The following is a 15,634-nucleotide window of genomic DNA, read 5'->3' on the forward strand; positions in this document are numbered from 1 at the left end:
TCATGCCTGGGCGGCGATGCCGCGGGCGATGAGGTCGTCGGCGTCCACACCGGACTCTTCGAGCACCGTGCGGGTGTGCTGGCCGAGCGCGGGGACGTCGCCCATGTGTGCTTCGAAATCGGCGAAGGTCACCGGGGGCAGGAGAGCGTCGACGCGGGCGTGCTCGGTGCCGATTTCGCGCCAGCGGTCGCGGGCACGCAGCTGAGGGTGGTTGACGACCTGGCCGACATCTTTGAGGTGGGCGGCGGGGATACCGGCTTCGGCGAGCCTCTCGTCGAGGTCGGCGGTGGACCAGTGGGACGTGCGTGCCGCGACCGCGGCGTCGCATTCGGCGCGGTTGCGCACCCGTTGGATGTTGGTGGCGAAGCGAGGGTCGCGGGCCAGTGCGGAGGCGTCGAGGACGTCGGTGACGAGGGTGCGCCAGCCGGTATCGTTCTGGACGCCGATCAGTATCCGGCCGTCGCGGGTGGGAAACGCGCCGTAGGGCGCGATCGAACTATGACCCAGCCCCATCCGCTCCGGTTGGGTTCCGGCGTACATCCGGGTGTAGAGGGCGTAGCCCATCCACTCGACGGTGGCCTCGAGCATCGAGATCTCGACCGTCGCGCCTTCGCCGGTGCGCCAGCGGCGCAGCAAGGCCGCGAGAATCGCCTGCGCGCAGTACATCCCGGTGGCTATGTCGGCGGTCGGGATGCCGGTCTTCACCGGGGTTTCCGGGGTGCCGGTGATCGCGATGAGCCCGGCCTCGGCCTGGATCAGCATGTCGTAGGTCTTGCGCCGGGTCATCGGGCCGCCCGCGCCGAACCCGGACAGGTTCACCACGATCAGCCCGGACCGCGTGGCACGCAGGTCGTCGGCGCCGAGACCGAGGCGCGCCGCGGCACCCGGGGCGAGGTTCTGCAGAAACACGTCCGCCTTCGCGACGAGCCGCCGGACGACATCGCGTCCCTCCGGCGTCTTGAGGTCGACGGCGATCGATTCCTTGCCGCGGTTGAGCCAGACGAAGTGCGCGCCGGTTCCGTGCACGACGTGGTCGTAGTCGCGGGCGAAGTCGCCACCGTCGACGCGCTCGACCTTGATCACACGTGCGCCGAGGTCGGCGAGGTTGCGCGTGGCCAGCGGGGCGGCGACAGCCTGCTCGATGGCCACGACGGTCACGCCGTCGAGTGGGCGGGTCATGACCGCTTCTCCTTCTCGGCCCGCACGAGCCCGCCACCGATGATGAGGCGCTGGATCTCACTGGTGCCCTCGTACAGCCGCAACAGCCGGACGTCGCGGTAGATGCGCTCGACCGTGACCTCACGGATGTAACCACTTCCGCCGTGGACCTGGACCGCCAGGTCGGCGGCGGCACCGGCCATCTCGGTGCAGAACAGTTTCGCGGCCGACGGAGCGATCCGGCGATCCTCACCGGTCACGTACCGCCGTGCGGTATCGCGGACCAGAGCGCGGCCGGCGAGCACGCCGGTCTGCTGGTCGGCGATCATCGCCTGGACGAGCTGGAAATCTCCGATCGGCGTGCCGCCCTGGGTCGCGGTGGCGGCGTAGGCGACCGACTCGTCCAGTGCTCGCTGCGCGGCGCCGACGGCCAGCCCCGCTATGTGGATCCGGCCGCGGGCCAGCGACGTCATCGCCGCCCGGTATCCGACCTCCCCGTCTCCGCCGACCAACGCCTCGGGGCCGACACGGACCTGCGTGAACACGACATCCGCGGTGCGGGAGCCCTCCTGGCCCATCTTGGCGTCCTTGGCGCCCACCTGGACACCGGGCGTGTCGGCGGGCACGAGGAACACCGCGATACCGGTACCGGACTTCTGCGCCGGCTGAAGGCGGGCGAAGACCACGAACAAGCCGGCCTCGGTGGCGTTGGTGATGAATCGCTTGCCGCCGTCGATGATCCAGCCTTCGCCGTCCGGTGTCGCGGTCGTCCGCAAGCCGGCCGGGTTGGAGCCGGCGCCGGGCTCGGTGAGGGCGAAGGAGGCGACGATCTCGCCGGAGGCGATACCGGGCAGCCACCGGTCCTGCTGTTCCGGTGTGCCGAACCCGACCAGGACCTGCCCTGCGATGCCGTTGTTCGTGCCGAACATCGAGCGCAGCGACAGCGACGTGTAACCCAGCGCCATGGCGACCTCGACGTCCTGGACGAGGTCGAGGCCGAGCCCGCCCCAGTCCTGGGGGATCGCGTACCCGAACAATCCCATCTCCGCGGCCTGCGCGCGGAGATCGGCGGGAATGGCGTCCGTGTTCATGATCTCCAGTTCGCGCGGCATGACCCGGGTGCGCACGAAATCGTTGATCTGGCTGAGAACCTCCGCGAAGACGTCGTCGGGGACGTCGGCGTTGCCGGTGTACACGTGACTACCGTCCAGGACCAATTCAGATCAGTCCAATACTTAATTGGTCCCTCTGTGATACCTTCACCGCAATAATCAAGGCCGAAGGAGCCGGCGGTGGAACTGCAGCAACTGCGGTGTTTTCTGGCCGTCGCCGAGGAACTGCATTTCGGGCGTGCGGCCGAACGACTGCGCGTGGCCCAGCCACCGTTGAGCCGCACGATCAAGCAACTGGAGCGGGAGCTGGGCACCCGGCTGTTCGATCGCAACACCCGTTCGGTCAGCCTCACCGCCGGCGGACAGGCGTTTCTGGGCCCGGCCAGAGAGGTCTTGGCCAGTCTGGGGCGCGCGGAAGACGCGGTGCGCGCCGCCGACGGCGGCGAGGCCGGGCTGGTCCGGATCGCGTTCGCCGGCGTGTCGACGCACCCGCTGGTGGCGAGGCTGGCGCGGGCGGTGCATTCACGGCGGCCAGGTATCGAACTGGAGTTGTCGAGCCAGAACTTCGCGCAGCCGGCGATGCGCCGGCTCGTCCAGGGTGAGACCGACCTCGCGTTCGGTCGATGGGATGTGATTCCCGCCGAGGTCACCGCACACGTGGTGATGCCCGACTCGCTGGTCGTCGCGGTCCCCGCCACCCATCGGCTGGCCGGCGCCGGGGAGCTGGCTGCCGGACAGCTTGCCGGGGAGCCCATTGTTTCGCTGCCGCCACACGATGGAGCCGTACTGCCCGATCGGTTACGACGGCTCGCCCACGCCGCCGGATTCGTGGCCGACATCGCGCAGATCGCGCCCGACACCCAGACCGCGCTGGCGCTGGTCAGCGCCGAGGTGGGGTGTCATCTGACGGTGGCGTCGGTGGCCCGCAACGTGACCGACCCGCACGTGGTGTTCCTCTCGCTCGCCGATGCTCCCCGGGACGTCGACTTGCGCGCGGCGTGGCGGCGCGACGCAGGCCCTGCGCTCCTGAACGTCCTGGCAGAGCTCTTCAGGCTCGATGGCGGCTCAGAGCCGCGAATCGGCTCGGCCCTCTCTTCGGTTTGAAGGTTTCCCGGCCGGACGGACCCGCAGGTGGGCACGTTCGCCTTGCTGCCCGAACAGCGTGAGCACCTCCACCGGCCGGTCGTCGGCGTTGCCGAACCAGTGGGGCACGTGGGTGTCGAACTCCGCGGCTTCTCCGGGGCCCAGAGTGAGATCGTTGTCGCCGAGGACCAGCCGAAGTCGCCCATCGAGCACGTAGAGCCACTCATAGCCCTCGTGACTGGCCTGCTCCGGCTCCCGGGAGCGCATTTTGGGCGAGATGATCAGTTTGTAGGCGTGCAGAGTTCCGGCCCGGCGTGTGAGCGGGACCAGGGTCATGCCGTTGCGGACGATCGGCTTGAGGTGCAGCCGCGGATCACCGGTGTGCGGCGCATCGATCAGTTCGTCGATGGACACCCGCAGTTCTCGCGCGAGGGGCAGCAACAGTTCCAGGGTCGGCCGGCGCTGTCCGGACTCGAGGCGCGAGAGCGTACTGATGGAGATACCGGTCACCGCGGCCAGCTCGGTCAAGGTGATGTTGTGGTGGCTGCGCAGGCTCCGCAGCCGAGGGCCGATGGCCATCATCACCGGCCCGAAGTCGTCGTCCATGCGTCCATTTTGCCATAGCGGCAAAGAGTTTTGTGCTCTTGCGGTGTGGTTCGCATACTGTGCGCAGGTGCTCGCAAGGGGGTTAATTCGCGGTTTCCTTCCTGGCCGAGGTTTCGCGATGTTTCACCTGGCCGCTCCGGGAAGGCGACGCCTTTCCCAGGTCCTCCATGGCGATACGGGAGGTCTCGCGGGCCGTCACCGCGGCGACGGCCGCGATGACGCAGGCACCCGCGCCCCACAGGGCCGCCGGTACCCATCCGTTCGGGCCCGTGCTGGCGAGCGCGGCCGCCGCGACGGGCGAAGTGCCCCCGGCGATCGCGGCGCCGAACTGGAATCCGATACCGGTACCGGAGATCCTTACCCGCGTCGGGAACATTTCACCGGTCAGCGCCGCGATGGTAGCGAGTGGCAAGGCGCCGAAGACGCCGATCACCAGGATTTGGAGAACGATAATGAGCGCGACCTGACCGTGGCCGACCGACCACAGCAAGGGGAAAACGAAAATGACCATCCCGGCGAGGCCGGTGATGAACACCGGGCGGCGCCCGATCCGGTCGGCGAGCCGGCCGGCGAGCGGAATGAACAACTGGCCTGCCAGCGTTGATGCCAGGCCTGCCCACAGTATGACGGTCGCCGGCACGCCAACGGACTTCCCATAGGCCAGCGCCCAGAGCGACACTATTGGCTGCACCGCCGAGAACGCCAGGAGGAGCACCGTTCGCAACAGGGCTCGCCAGTGGTGCTTGAAAAGGACCGCGAGTGGTTGACCGGCCACCTGTCCGGAGGCCGTTTCTTCGAGGAAAGCCGGCGTTTCGTCCAGCCTGCGACGGAGCACCAGTCCGACCACGATCAGGATCGCGCTTGCCCAGAAGGGTATCCGCCAACCCCACGTCCGCAGGTCCGTTGTGTCCAAATAGGCCGTCAGTGGGAGGAAGGCCGCGTTGGCGAGCAACGCGCCCGCGGCGTTCCCGCTGGTCGCGAAACTGGAGAAGAAGGCCCGGCGATGGGCGGGCGCGTGCTCCAGCGCCATCGAGCCCGCGCCGGACTGCTCACCGGCCGCGCAGATGCCCTGTACCAGGCGGAGTATCACGAGCATCGCGGGCGCCGCGACGCCGATGGCGGCGTAACCCGGCAGGCATCCGACGAGAAAAGTCGCGGTTCCCATCGTCAGCACCGTTGCCAGCAGGACCGGCTTGCGTCCCAGCCGGTCGCCGACATGACCCCAGATCACCGAACCGAAGGGGCGGGCCAGATAACCCGCACCGTAGGTGGCGAACCCCGCGATGACGCCCAGCGTGGTACTGGCCGTGGGGAAGAACACTTTGGGGAATACCAGGGACGCGGCAAAGGCGTAGATCGAGAGATCGTAGAATTCGAGCGCGGTGCCGATCCACGCCGCGAGCGCCGCCGCTCCCGGGGTGGTTCGAGAACGTCGGGTATCCTTGCCGGGGTGAGCCATCTGTCCTCCAAAGTGGACGAATGGGAAGGTGTCCTCTGTGTCCGGTCGACTTCTTTCCCCCCGGCGCACCGCTCGTGATCCGTGGTCCGGTTATCCGGGAAGGCCGGTAATGATCTTCCCGCCCCGCATCACCATCGCGATCCGATTCTGTTCGGTCAGGACATGGATGTTCTCCAGTGGATTGCCGTCGATCGCCAGCAGATCGGCGTGCGCGCCCACCGCGATCGTGCCCAGCTCACCTTCCCGCCGCATGATCCGGGCGTTGACCGAGGTCGCGGATCTGAGGGTTTCCAGCGGGGTGCAGACCTCACTGCGGAGCCGGAACTCGGTCAGTTGGCGGTCTCCGAAGACGCCACAAAGATCGGTCCCGAAGCCGATTCGCGCGCCGGCCGCGCGCAGCAGTTCAATCGAGGTAAGGGCCCGCTGTGCCTTTTCTTTCGCGCCTTCGAGAAGGGGCTGGGCCAACCCCATGCCCGGACCGGCCTCCACGAGCGCGCTGAGCGCGGCGAGCGTGGGAACGGCGAACGCGTCGTGTGCGGCGATTGCCCGCGCGCCATCGGCCTCGATCGAGGAGACATGTTCGATCGAGCGAACGCCGTTCTCGGCGCACATGATCGCCGCTTCGTTCGAGTGCGCGTGTGCCATGACGTAGCGCCGCCTGCGCGTGGTTTCGTCGACGGCGACCCGGATCTCCTCGGGGGTGAACTGCGTGTACCAGACCGGATCTTCTTCGATGGGGAACGGGCAGCCGGAGGTGTGCAGCTTGATATGCGTCGCGCCCTGCCGTAGGTGCTCGCGCACGACCCGGCGCATCTCGTCTGGCCCGTCGACGGTGCGCGACATCGTGCCGGCGTAGGCACAGCCGGTGATTTCCCGGAGATCGGGTCCGTAGTGGTTCCGCCCGCGGAGGTCGGCGTGTCCGCCGGACTGGGTGAGAGCCTGGCCGGGGTAGAAGAACCGTGGCCCGTCGATGAGGTCGAGTTCCAGTGCGCGGGCGATGGTGACGTCACCACCGCCCGCGTCGCGAACCGTGGTGAAGCCACGCCGTAGCGTGGCCTCGAGCAGGCGCTTGGCGTAGAGGATCCGCAACTGCGGTGGCGTGGCGTCGATGGCCGTCGCGTCCCACTCGTACCAGTAGCTGTGGAAGTGCGCGTCGATCAGACCGGGCATGACGAAACGTCCGCCCATGTCGATGACCTTGCCCCGCCCGGACGGCCCGCCCGCCTTTGCAATCTCGCGGATCATGCCCTCCTCGACGACGATCCGGGAACCTTCGGTGAGCTCGGCGGAGTCGCCGTCGAACATGAGGCAGTTGTCCAGGACGATCATCTGAAGGCTCCTCTTCCCGATGGTTGGCCGGACTTGGTCCGCCGGGAGACCGGCGGCTACGGCATGTTCGCGGTGAGGTCGGTGCCGGCGATCCAGTCGGTGATGGACCGGTGCCGAGGACGCCAGCCGAGCAACTCGCGAGCGTGATCGCCGCGTACCCGGCTGTTGGTGCCAAGGGCGTGCCTGCCGAAGTCGGGGTGCCAGGTGTTGTCGGCGGAGCCGGGATCCCATGGCCGGGGGCCGGGCAACCCGAGAGAACGCGCGATGGCCCCGGCGATCTCGCCGAAGGAAGCCTCACCGTTCTCACTGAAACAGAAGGTGCCGGCAGGTGCTTTCTCCAGGGCGAGCAGGTACAGGTCGGCGACGTCTTCAAGGTGCACTGTGGACCAGATGTTGTCGCCGGGGCCGACCTGCTCGACCACTCCGCGCGCCCGGGCCTGCTGGATCAGCGCGGCGACGAGCACGCTGTCGCGGGCTGGTCCTTGCGCGTTTCCGTAGATCAGGCTGTGGCACAGGACCGCGGTGCGTATTCCCTTACCGGCGGCGGCCAGGACGAACCGATCGATGGCGACGCGAGCCGCGCGGACCGGGTGCTCGGGTTCCCAGCCGGACCCGGGGTCGAGGATGTCCTCGCCGAATATGGCCTCCGAGACGGTACCGTCGCTGCCGATGCCCACGATGCTGGAGCCACTGGTGTGGATCAGTGGTTTGCCGGAGCCGGCCAGCGCGAGCACGAGCGTTTCCACCGCCTCGCGGTGGTCGCTGTTGGCGGCGTTGACGACCGCGTCGGCCTGGCGGGCCTGTTCGGTCAGCACCGCCGAGTCGTCGAGGGTGCCTGCCACCGGCTGGATACCCAACTGCGCGAGGCTGTCCTTTTTGGCCTCGTCACGGACCAGACCGGTGACCGTGTGCCCGGCCTCGAGGAGGCGGAGGGCTACGGCACAGCCGATGTAGCCGCTGGCCCCGGTGACGAAAACGTGCATGGAGATTCCCTTCTCTTCCTGGGGCAAGTGCCCTGACCGCACGAGATGCCCTCGGACGCGTAGGTTCGCCGAAAGTCCGGCGGGTGGCGAATTTTTTTGCCGAAGCAGCAAGGACTCGCCGGTGGGTCCGCGTCAGCAGTCGCAGCGGATGACGAACTCGTCTTCCTGGCCGGCCAGTTTTTCGACGGTGGACTCGACGGCGGCCCGGCGGGCGGCGAAGCCGGCATCGTTCGCGTAGAGGTCGCGGATCTCCTTCTCCCACGCCCGGCTGCCGTCCGGCGACCAGGAGAAGGGAAGCTCCAGCGGACGCCAGGGTCCGGCGAAATCGGGGGCGGCCCGCAGCGTCGTGCGCAGGACCTCGCGTTGCAGTGCGGGCTCACCCGGTTTTCCGGCCGGGCATCCCATCGGAAAGTCCAGGAACGCCGTCCTCGGCGCCTTGATCGCCTGGCTGACCTCCCAGTTGCAGCTGGTCATCACGGTCGGCAGGCCGCGTGTTTCCAGGCCGCGCGCGATCAGGGAAACGGTCGTATGGCATTTGGGACAGAAGGGCAGCAGGAGCACCAGATCCACGCCCTGGCGCTCGAACTCGGCCGCGATCGCCGGCACCGTCCGCCGCATCAGGTCGGTGTAGCTGCCGATGGCGCCGACCATCGACACCGCCTGCGGGGCGAGTGCGCGGAACACCCCTTCCCGCTCGAGTTCGACGAGGCGCTCCCGGGGATAGGCGACGTTGAGGTCTCCCACCGCGAACTTACGGACCAGCGCTCCGTGTCCGAGGATGAGCTCGTCGTAGGGCATATCGCGATCGATGAGCCGGTACGACAGGTCGTTGACCGTTCCCAGAGGCTCCTGCGAACGATGGTAAACGCCGCAACTGACGAACAGCCCCAAGGTGGATTCCTCGACCGGCCGGCGCAGCGGGGTGAGTGCGGGAGGGGCGAAGTCCTCGGCTTCTTCGTCCGAAGGGGACTCGCCGAAAAGCTCGGCGAGCATCCCGCTGAAGCTGAACGGGGGCGGGAGCGTTTCGGGGAGGGGTACGTGCTTCGCTGACATGGCAAGCCTCCTGCGGGAGAACATGGCCGGCGTAGCCGGCCGTCGGCCACCACCGATCCATGACGATCGGCTGAAATTCTAGCATGCAAATGGCGAGTTGCAATGCTAGAATGACTATTCGACGCGGTGTCGGTGGTTCCGCGCGAGGAAAGGGAGAAGTCACCATGATGGCAGACCTGTCCAAACCTGGCACGATTGCCGCGTCGGGCGAACTCGAGGTGCGGATCGAGGAAGTTCCGGTGGGCGGTCCCTCTCCGTGGCTTGCCGGCCGGGCGTCGCTGACCCTTGTCGGAATGGCGGGGACGGTCGCGGTGGACACAGTGGATCCCGACTACACGTTTCACCTCGGCCCTGGCGAGATCTACACCGTGCCCCCGGGGTTGACCTATCGCATCGGGAACGACACGGACGGCCCCGCGCGATACCTTGCGTTCGCGACCGGTGGACCGTATGCCCCCGTGGAGACCGAGGGACCGGCCGATCACCGTTCCGCGATCGCCACGATCACCGACTCGGCCGGTTTCGACCGGGCCGCGCTGGCCGCGGCGCTGGACGAGGACTGGGGCGCCTACACGCCCGGACTGGTGCGGCTGGACACGGTCGCGAAGGCGCCGGGCCTGCGGATCATTGTGCAGTCGCTGGGCCCGTGGCAGTGCGTCCCGTGGCATCGGCACGACGTCATCGCGGACAACTTCTTCTGCCTGGACCAACCCATGCGGGTGGAGACGCGTGACCCCAGACGGTCGTATGTCCTGCTTCCCGGTGAGACGTTGACCGTCCCGAAAGGAATGCCGCATTTCGTGTCGGGCATCGCGGGCGGACCCAGTCGTGCCCTGCTCGTCCAGGGCATCGGTCAGTACAACCACATCCCGGTGCCTGCCTGAGGCGCCGGGGGTTCCGGTCAGGCGGTCTGCGGGGCGGTGATCAACTCGCCGCCCCGCATGATCATGGCCATCCGTGCCGGGTTCTCCAGTACCGCGATATCGTCGAGCGGGTTGCCGTCGATCGCCAGAATGTCGGCACGGGCACCCACGGCGATGGTGCCGAGATCGCCCGCCCGCTGGATCAACTCGGCGTTGACCGAGGTCGCGGAGCGGAGGATGTCGAGGGCCGGCAGGACATCGCTCCGCAGTCGGAACTCGGTGAGTTGCTGGTCGCCGTACACGCCGCACAGGTCCGTGCCGAACCCGATCTTCGCGCCCGCCGCGTGCAGCAGTTCCAGCGAGCCGAGGGCGGACCGCAGCGCCGAGGCGGCCGCGTTCGTCCACGCCGGGCCGAGTCCCTTGCTGGGACCAATGTGGACGATCGCGCCGAGTATCGCGAGCGTGGGTACGGCGAACGCGCCGTTCTCGACAAGCTCCCGGGCGCCGTCGGCCTCCAGCAACGAAACGTGCTCGATGGAGCGCACGCCGTTACGGGCGCACATCTTGGCCGCGTCGTTCGAGTGCGCATGGGCCATGACATAGGCGCGGCGGCGGCTCGTTTCGGAAACGGCGACGCGGATCTCTTCCTCGCTGAACTGGGTGTACCAAACCGGGTCGTGTTCCGAGGCCGTCGGACCGCCGGAGGTGTGCAGTTTGATGTGGGTGGCGCCTTGGCGCAGATGTTCGCGTACCACCCGCCGCATCTCCTCGGGCCCGTCCACGACCCGAGACATCGCGCCGCTGTAGGGGCAGGCGTGCAGACTCTGCCGGGTCGTGCCGGAAGCGGGAAATTCGGCCGGTTCCCGGAGGTCGGCATGCCCGCCGCTTTGGGTCAAAGCCTGTCCTGGGTAACAGAATCGCGGTCCGTCGATCAGTCCGAGCCGCAACGCCTCGGCGAGGTGGACATCGCCACCACCGGCATCGCGTACCGTGGTGAAGCCACGCCGCAGCGTGCCTTCCAGCTGTCGCTTCGCGTGCAGGATCCGCAACTGCGGCGACGTGGCGTCGATACGGCGTCCGTCCCATTCGTACCAGTAGCTGTGGAAATGGGCGTCGATCAGGCCGGGCATGACGAAGCGGCCGCCGAGGTCCAGCACCGTCGCCTTACCCGGCAGCCGGCCGGCCTTCCCGATCTCGCGGATGATGCCGTCCTCGATCAGGATGGCGCGGCCGTCGGCGAGCTCGGCGGAGACGCCGTCGAACACCAGGCAATTGTCCAGCAGGATCATCTGCACTTACCTCTCCATCGATTTTGACCATTGGGTTACCGGCAACTGGCATGCTAGCATCTCTCCAGTTGTGAACCCCAGCGTCGGCGGTTCCTTCCGGCGAAAGCGAGTTCCCATGAGCATGCAATTGGTTCGCACTCCAGGACCTGTTTCGTGGTTGCCCGGTTCGGTCACGGCCGCCGGGCTGGTCTTCACCTCGGGCATGGTGTCGCCCAGCGCGTTCGAACGCCCGGACGGGGATCCGGTACCGGCGAAGCAACAGATCGTGGAAGCGCTCCGCGAACTCGAGTCGACACTGACCGAAGCGGGCACCACGCTCGCGCGGATGGTGAAGATCGAGGCCTTCGTCGCCGCCGAGGACATGATGGACGCCTGGAACGAGGAGTTCCTGAAGCGCTGGCCGGTGCCTGGCCCGGCCCGCACCACCCTGATCGCGCGGTTCGCCCGCGCCGGGATCTCATTCGAGGTACAAGGTGTCGCGGCACTGTAGGAATTTCTTGACCAGTGGTTCGAGGAGTGCGGAAAGTGGTGGCGACATGACCGGCAGCGCCGGGTTCCGGGAAGCGATGGGCCGGTTCGCCTCAGGGGTCACGGTCGTCACCACGCTCGATGGCGCCGGCTTGCCGATCGGCTGCACGATCAGCGCGTTCTCCTCGCTGTCGCTGACCCCGCCGCTGGTGCTGTTCTGCGTCGGGCGTGACCGCTATTCGCACGATGACCTGACCGGCTCGGCGCGTTTCGCGGTCAATGTGCTGGCCGAGAGTCAGGCGGACCTCGCACTGAGTTTCGCGCGTTTCGATCCGGAACGTTTCCAGCGCAATTCGTGGCGGCCGGGAGAACACGGAATCCCGTTGTTCACCGGTTGCATCGCCTCCGTCGAATGCGACACCGTGCGCGTGCTCGACGGTGGTGACCATTCCATCGTGCTGGGCGAGGTCACCGAGGTCCACCTGGCCGAAGGTGAGCCGCTGATCTATTCCCGCGGCGCGTTCGGCGGTTTCCTGGGGCCGTCCGCGCCGGGCTTCGTTTCCGAGCCGGCGGTGGCCGAATCCCCGCCTGAATGGCTGCTGTCGGCCCCGTGGTGAGCAGCCAACTTCCACCAGAAATGAGGACAGTCATGACTATCAGCGTCGCGGACCTCGCGAAGCGATTCACCGGTTCCTATCTCGGCCACGACCCCGACCCGGATTTTCTCGACCTGTTCGCCGATGTGGTGCGCGCCAAGCACAACTTCGACGTGACGTCCCAGGAATATGCGGGGCGTGAACTGGCCGAGCAGATGCTGACGCGCCGGGAGGCCATTCGCCAGGTGATGCCTGATTTCGACGTCATCGACTTCACCGTGCATATCGCCGAAGACGCCTTCATCATCGTCCAGACCTCGGTGGGGACGCTGCCCGACGGAACCGCCGTGCGCATCCCCGGCGTTGTCGTTTTCGACGTCGCGGACGGCCGGATCGTCGCGATCAACTCCGTCCGGGACGAAAGCCAGGCAGCCGACCTGGAAAACGCGATGCGCGCGGCCGGATAGCCCACTCTCACCCTCCACACCCGGCGATTGGAGACGAAGAATGGCCGGTTCGAGCCTGGACTACCTCGGGATCACCGAGCTGAGCGAGCTCATCGCGGCCCGGCGGTTGTCGCCGGTCGAACTGATCGAGGCGCACATCGCCCGGATCGAGCGGCTGGACCCCCGGTTGAAGGCGTTCGCCCGGTTCTCCCCGGAGGACGCGCTGGCCCATGCCGTGGTGCTGGAGCAGGAACTGGCCGCCGGGCATATCCGGGGGCCGCTGCACGGTATCCCGCTTGCCCTCAAGGATCTCTTCTGGCACAAGGGAAAGCGCACCGCCGCCGGCACGGTGATCCATCGTGACTTCCAGCCGCCCCTGGACGCCACCGTGGTCGGACGGCTCAGGGAAGCCGGCGCCAATCTCATCGGCAGCGCCCAGATGACCGAGGGCGCGTTCGCCAACCACCTGCCGCCCGTCGAGCCGCCGGTGAATCCCTGGCGCGCGGATCACTGGCCTGGCGCGTCGTCGAGCGGCAGCGGTGTGGCGGTGGCCGCCGGGCTGGTGCCCGGCAGCCTGGGCACCGAGACCGGCGGGTCGATCCACCTGCCGTCCGCCGTCAACGGTGTCACCGGGCTCAAGCCCACCTGGGGACGGGTCAGCCGGTTCGGCGTCTTCGAACTGGCCGCGACGCTGGACACGGTCGGGCCCATGGCGAGGTCGGCCGAGGACGCGGCCGTGCTGCTCGGCGTCATCGCGGGGCCGGATCCCCAGGATGCGACGGCTGCCCGGGTCGCGGTTCCGGACTACCGCGCCGGTCTGGAGCCCGGCCCGCTCGACATCCGGATCGGCCTCGATCAGGACTACGCCTTCGCCGGCACCGACGAGGTCACGGTTGCCGCGGTGACCGCAGCGATCGAAGTGCTCGGCACGCTCGGGGCCGAGATCGTCGATATCCGGTTTCCCGACGTGACGGACATGGTGGCCGACTGGTTCCCGGTGACGGCGGTACAGGCCGCGGTCGCGCATGAGGCGACCTTCCCCGCTCGGCGCGCCGAGTACGGCGCGGACCTGGCGGACCTGATCGACCGGGGCCGTGCACTGTCCGGAATGGACTATCAGCGCCTGATCCTGCGCCGGCTCGACTTCCGGGGCCGGGTCGAGGCGCTCTTCGACGAGGTCGACCTGATCGTGTTGCCGGTACTCGGAATCTCCGACACCACGTCGAGCCGGATGGCGCACCTCGACGATGACCTGATCACGGCGGTCCACAAGTTCACCTGCCCGTTCACCATGTCCGGCAATCCGGCGCTGACCCTGCCGTGCGGGCTGACGGAGGCGAACACGCCGGTCGCGTTCCAGTTCGTCGGCCGGCATTTCGACGAGCGGCTGGTTCTGCGAGCCGGGCACGCGTTCCAGTCGGTCACCGACTGGCACCGCCGCCGTCCGCTGCCGTGATCCCTGCCCACCGACCGGAGAGCCTGACCGATGAGCGAAGCGACGCACGACCATTCCCAAACCGAGCCGCCGTCGAGCTACGCCCTGCGCGTGCGCGCGATCGAAACGGTGCTGACCGAGAAGGGCTTGATCGACCCGGTCTCCGTGGACGCGTTCATCGACGTGCTGGAGAACAAGGTCGGCCCGCGCAACGGCGCGCGGGTGGTCGCCCGCGCATGGTCCGACGAGGCCTACAAGCGGCGGTTGCTGGCCGATGGCACCTCGGCCATCGCCGAGTTGGGCTTTTCCGGCGGTGAGGGCGCGGAAATGGTGGTGGTGGAGAACACGCCCGGTGTGCACAACGTGGTCGTGTGCACCCTGTGCTCGTGCTATCCCTGGCCGACGCTCGGCCTGCCACCCGCCTGGTACAAGTCCTTCGCCTACCGGTCGCGCGTGGTCATCGAGCCGAGGACGGTGCTGGCCGAATTCGGGCTGAGGATTCCGGACGAGACCGAGATCCGGGTCTGGGACAGCAACTCCGAGGTGCGCTACTTCGTGCTGCCGGAACGTCCGCCGGGCGCCGAGAACCGCACCGAAGCGGAACTGGCCGGCCTGGTGACCCGTGATTCGATGATCGGGACCGGATTGCCGAAGGTCATCCCGTGAACGGCCTGCACGATCTCGGCGGAATGCACGGCTTCGGACCCGTGGTCACTCCGGACGGGGAAGAGGTCTTCCGAGAGCGCTGGGAACGGCGGATCGCGGGCATTCTCAACCTGGTGGCGTTCGCCGGAGTGTGCGGCAGCGACCAGTTTCGCCGGGCCGCCGAGGCGATGACACCAGAGGCGTACCTGACCACGCCGTATTTCGGCCGCTGGCTCCACATGGTCGAGACCATGCTCATGGAGAATGGTGTGGCCGGATTCGAGGAACTGGCGGCCGGTCACCGGTCGCCGGACAATCCGCCGTGGGACGGGCCGGTGCTGGCACCCGCCGAGGTGTGGCCTGCGTACCGAAGCGCCGGCTCACCGCGTCGTGAGACCACGCTGCCGCCGCGCTTCGCGGTCGGCGACGTCGTTCTGGTCCGCAACAGGAATCCGCAAGGGCATACCCGGCTCCCGCGCTACGCGCGTGGGAAAAGCGGCGTCGTGACGCGAATGCACGGTTGTTTCGTCTATCCGGACACCAACGCGCACGGTATGGGGGAGCAGCCACAGCACCTGTACAACGTCCGGTTCACCGCCCACGAACTGTGGGGTGAACAAGCGCGCGACGCGGTGCACCTCGATATGTGGGATTCCTACCTGGAATGACGGAGGATGGCGATGAACGAGTCCGGTTCGGGCGAGAGGCCGGGATTCGCGGAGCCGTGGCAGGCACAGGCGTTCGCCTGCGTCCACCAGTTGAGCGACCGTGGCCTGTTCACGTGGCACGAATGGACGGAGGTTTTCGGCGCACAGATCGCGGACCATCCGCAGATGGCCGGTGAAACCGTGGAACAGGCCTATTACCGGCAGTGGCTGGGAGCGCTGGAAACGATTCTGGTGCGCGGTGAGGTCTGCGCGGAAGCCGACCTCACCGCGACCGCCGAGCGCTGGCACCGCGCCTACCTCAACACTCCGCACGGCGAACCCGTCGAGTTGGACAACGCGGAGGGCGTTTGTGCGCCGCGACACGATCACCACGGAAACCGGCAGCCGGTTGCCGTAATTCCGGCACGAGTGCGGGGACCCGTTGACGGTCAACGGTGACCG

17 protein-coding genes are annotated in these 15,634 nt (G+C 67.8%); 9 read left to right on the plus strand and 8 right to left on the minus strand.

Annotated elements, in window-relative coordinates; genetic code table 11:
• Positions 1-1,179: a CaiB/BaiF CoA transferase family protein gene (locus ACFSXZ_RS09055; protein ID WP_378263296.1), complete on the minus strand. Its 1,179-nt coding sequence runs from the start codon at positions 1,177-1,179 to the stop codon at positions 1-3.
• On the minus strand, positions 1,176-2,354 hold the full coding sequence (locus tag ACFSXZ_RS09060; RefSeq protein WP_378263297.1) for an acyl-CoA dehydrogenase family protein: 1,179 nt from the start codon (positions 2,352-2,354) through the stop codon (positions 1,176-1,178). Before ACFSXZ_RS09060 ends, ACFSXZ_RS09055 begins: the two co-directional genes overlap by 4 nt.
• 96 nt (positions 2,355-2,450) lie before the next feature.
• Here ACFSXZ_RS09060 and ACFSXZ_RS09065 point away from each other — a divergent pair, with 96 nt between their 5' ends.
• Complete coding sequence (locus ACFSXZ_RS09065; protein ID WP_378263299.1) at positions 2,451-3,374, plus strand: LysR family transcriptional regulator; 924 nt, start codon at positions 2,451-2,453, stop codon at positions 3,372-3,374.
• Here ACFSXZ_RS09065 and ACFSXZ_RS09070 read toward each other — a convergent pair.
• From ACFSXZ_RS09070 to ACFSXZ_RS09090, 5 genes are all read right to left on the minus strand, one after another.
• Entirely contained in the window at positions 3,336-3,959 is a 624-nt protein-coding gene (locus ACFSXZ_RS09070) for a helix-turn-helix domain-containing protein (protein ID WP_378263301.1), read from the minus strand. The genes ACFSXZ_RS09065 and ACFSXZ_RS09070 overlap by 39 nt on opposite strands.
• Before the next feature lie 82 nt (positions 3,960-4,041).
• Positions 4,042-5,418 (minus strand): MFS transporter, encoded by a 1,377-nt coding sequence (locus tag ACFSXZ_RS09075; protein ID WP_378263303.1) that lies wholly within the window; start codon positions 5,416-5,418, stop codon positions 4,042-4,044.
• Positions 5,419-5,508: 90 nt separating this feature from the next.
• Complete coding sequence (locus ACFSXZ_RS09080) at positions 5,509-6,747, minus strand: metal-dependent hydrolase family protein (protein ID WP_378263305.1); 1,239 nt, start codon at positions 6,745-6,747, stop codon at positions 5,509-5,511.
• 56 nt (positions 6,748-6,803) lie between these two features.
• Positions 6,804-7,730: an NAD-dependent epimerase/dehydratase family protein gene (locus tag ACFSXZ_RS09085; RefSeq protein ID WP_378263307.1), complete on the minus strand. Its 927-nt coding sequence runs from the start codon at positions 7,728-7,730 to the stop codon at positions 6,804-6,806.
• 132 nt (positions 7,731-7,862) lie between these two features.
• Entirely contained in the window at positions 7,863-8,783 is a 921-nt protein-coding gene (locus ACFSXZ_RS09090; protein ID WP_378263309.1) for a hypothetical protein, read from the minus strand.
• 110 nt (positions 8,784-8,893) lie between these two features.
• On the opposite strand from ACFSXZ_RS09090, the gene ACFSXZ_RS09095 reads away from it, so the two are divergent.
• Positions 8,894-9,667: a hypothetical protein gene (locus ACFSXZ_RS09095; protein WP_378263311.1), complete on the plus strand. Its 774-nt coding sequence runs from the start codon at positions 8,894-8,896 to the stop codon at positions 9,665-9,667.
• A gap of 17 nt (positions 9,668-9,684) precedes the next feature.
• On the opposite strand, the gene ACFSXZ_RS09100 is transcribed toward ACFSXZ_RS09095, so the two are convergent.
• Positions 9,685-10,935 (minus strand): metal-dependent hydrolase family protein, encoded by a 1,251-nt coding sequence (locus tag ACFSXZ_RS09100; RefSeq protein ID WP_378264754.1) that lies wholly within the window; start codon positions 10,933-10,935, stop codon positions 9,685-9,687.
• A gap of 115 nt (positions 10,936-11,050) precedes the next feature.
• Between ACFSXZ_RS09100 and ACFSXZ_RS09105 the strand changes: the two genes are divergently transcribed.
• From ACFSXZ_RS09105 to ACFSXZ_RS09135, 7 genes are read left to right on the plus strand one after another with little or no spacing between them, the layout of a single operon-like run.
• Entirely contained in the window at positions 11,051-11,425 is a 375-nt protein-coding gene (locus ACFSXZ_RS09105) for a RidA family protein (RefSeq protein WP_378263313.1), read from the plus strand.
• Positions 11,426-11,471: 46 nt separating this feature from the next.
• Positions 11,472-12,020, plus strand: coding sequence for a flavin reductase family protein (locus ACFSXZ_RS09110; protein WP_378263315.1), 549 nt, complete (start codon positions 11,472-11,474; stop codon positions 12,018-12,020).
• 32 nt (positions 12,021-12,052) lie between these two features.
• Positions 12,053-12,466 (plus strand): nuclear transport factor 2 family protein, encoded by a 414-nt coding sequence (locus ACFSXZ_RS09115; protein WP_378263317.1) that lies wholly within the window; start codon positions 12,053-12,055, stop codon positions 12,464-12,466.
• Between the two features lie 40 nt (positions 12,467-12,506).
• Entirely contained in the window at positions 12,507-13,901 is a 1,395-nt protein-coding gene (locus tag ACFSXZ_RS09120; protein ID WP_378263319.1) for an amidase, read from the plus strand.
• Between the two features lie 30 nt (positions 13,902-13,931).
• On the plus strand, positions 13,932-14,546 hold the full coding sequence (gene nthA, locus ACFSXZ_RS09125) for a nitrile hydratase subunit alpha (protein WP_378263321.1): 615 nt from the start codon (positions 13,932-13,934) through the stop codon (positions 14,544-14,546).
• Complete coding sequence (nthB, locus tag ACFSXZ_RS09130) at positions 14,543-15,193, plus strand: nitrile hydratase subunit beta (RefSeq protein WP_378263323.1); 651 nt, start codon at positions 14,543-14,545, stop codon at positions 15,191-15,193. The genes nthA and nthB overlap by 4 nt, the downstream gene beginning before the upstream one ends.
• Before the next feature lie 12 nt (positions 15,194-15,205).
• Positions 15,206-15,631, plus strand: coding sequence for a nitrile hydratase accessory protein (locus ACFSXZ_RS09135; RefSeq protein ID WP_378263325.1), 426 nt, complete (start codon positions 15,206-15,208; stop codon positions 15,629-15,631).
• The last annotated feature ends 3 nt before the right edge of the window (positions 15,632-15,634 follow it).

The organism is Amycolatopsis pigmentata, assembly GCF_042684065.1.
Lineage (GTDB): Bacteria > Actinomycetota > Actinomycetes > Mycobacteriales > Pseudonocardiaceae > Amycolatopsis_E > Amycolatopsis_E pigmentata.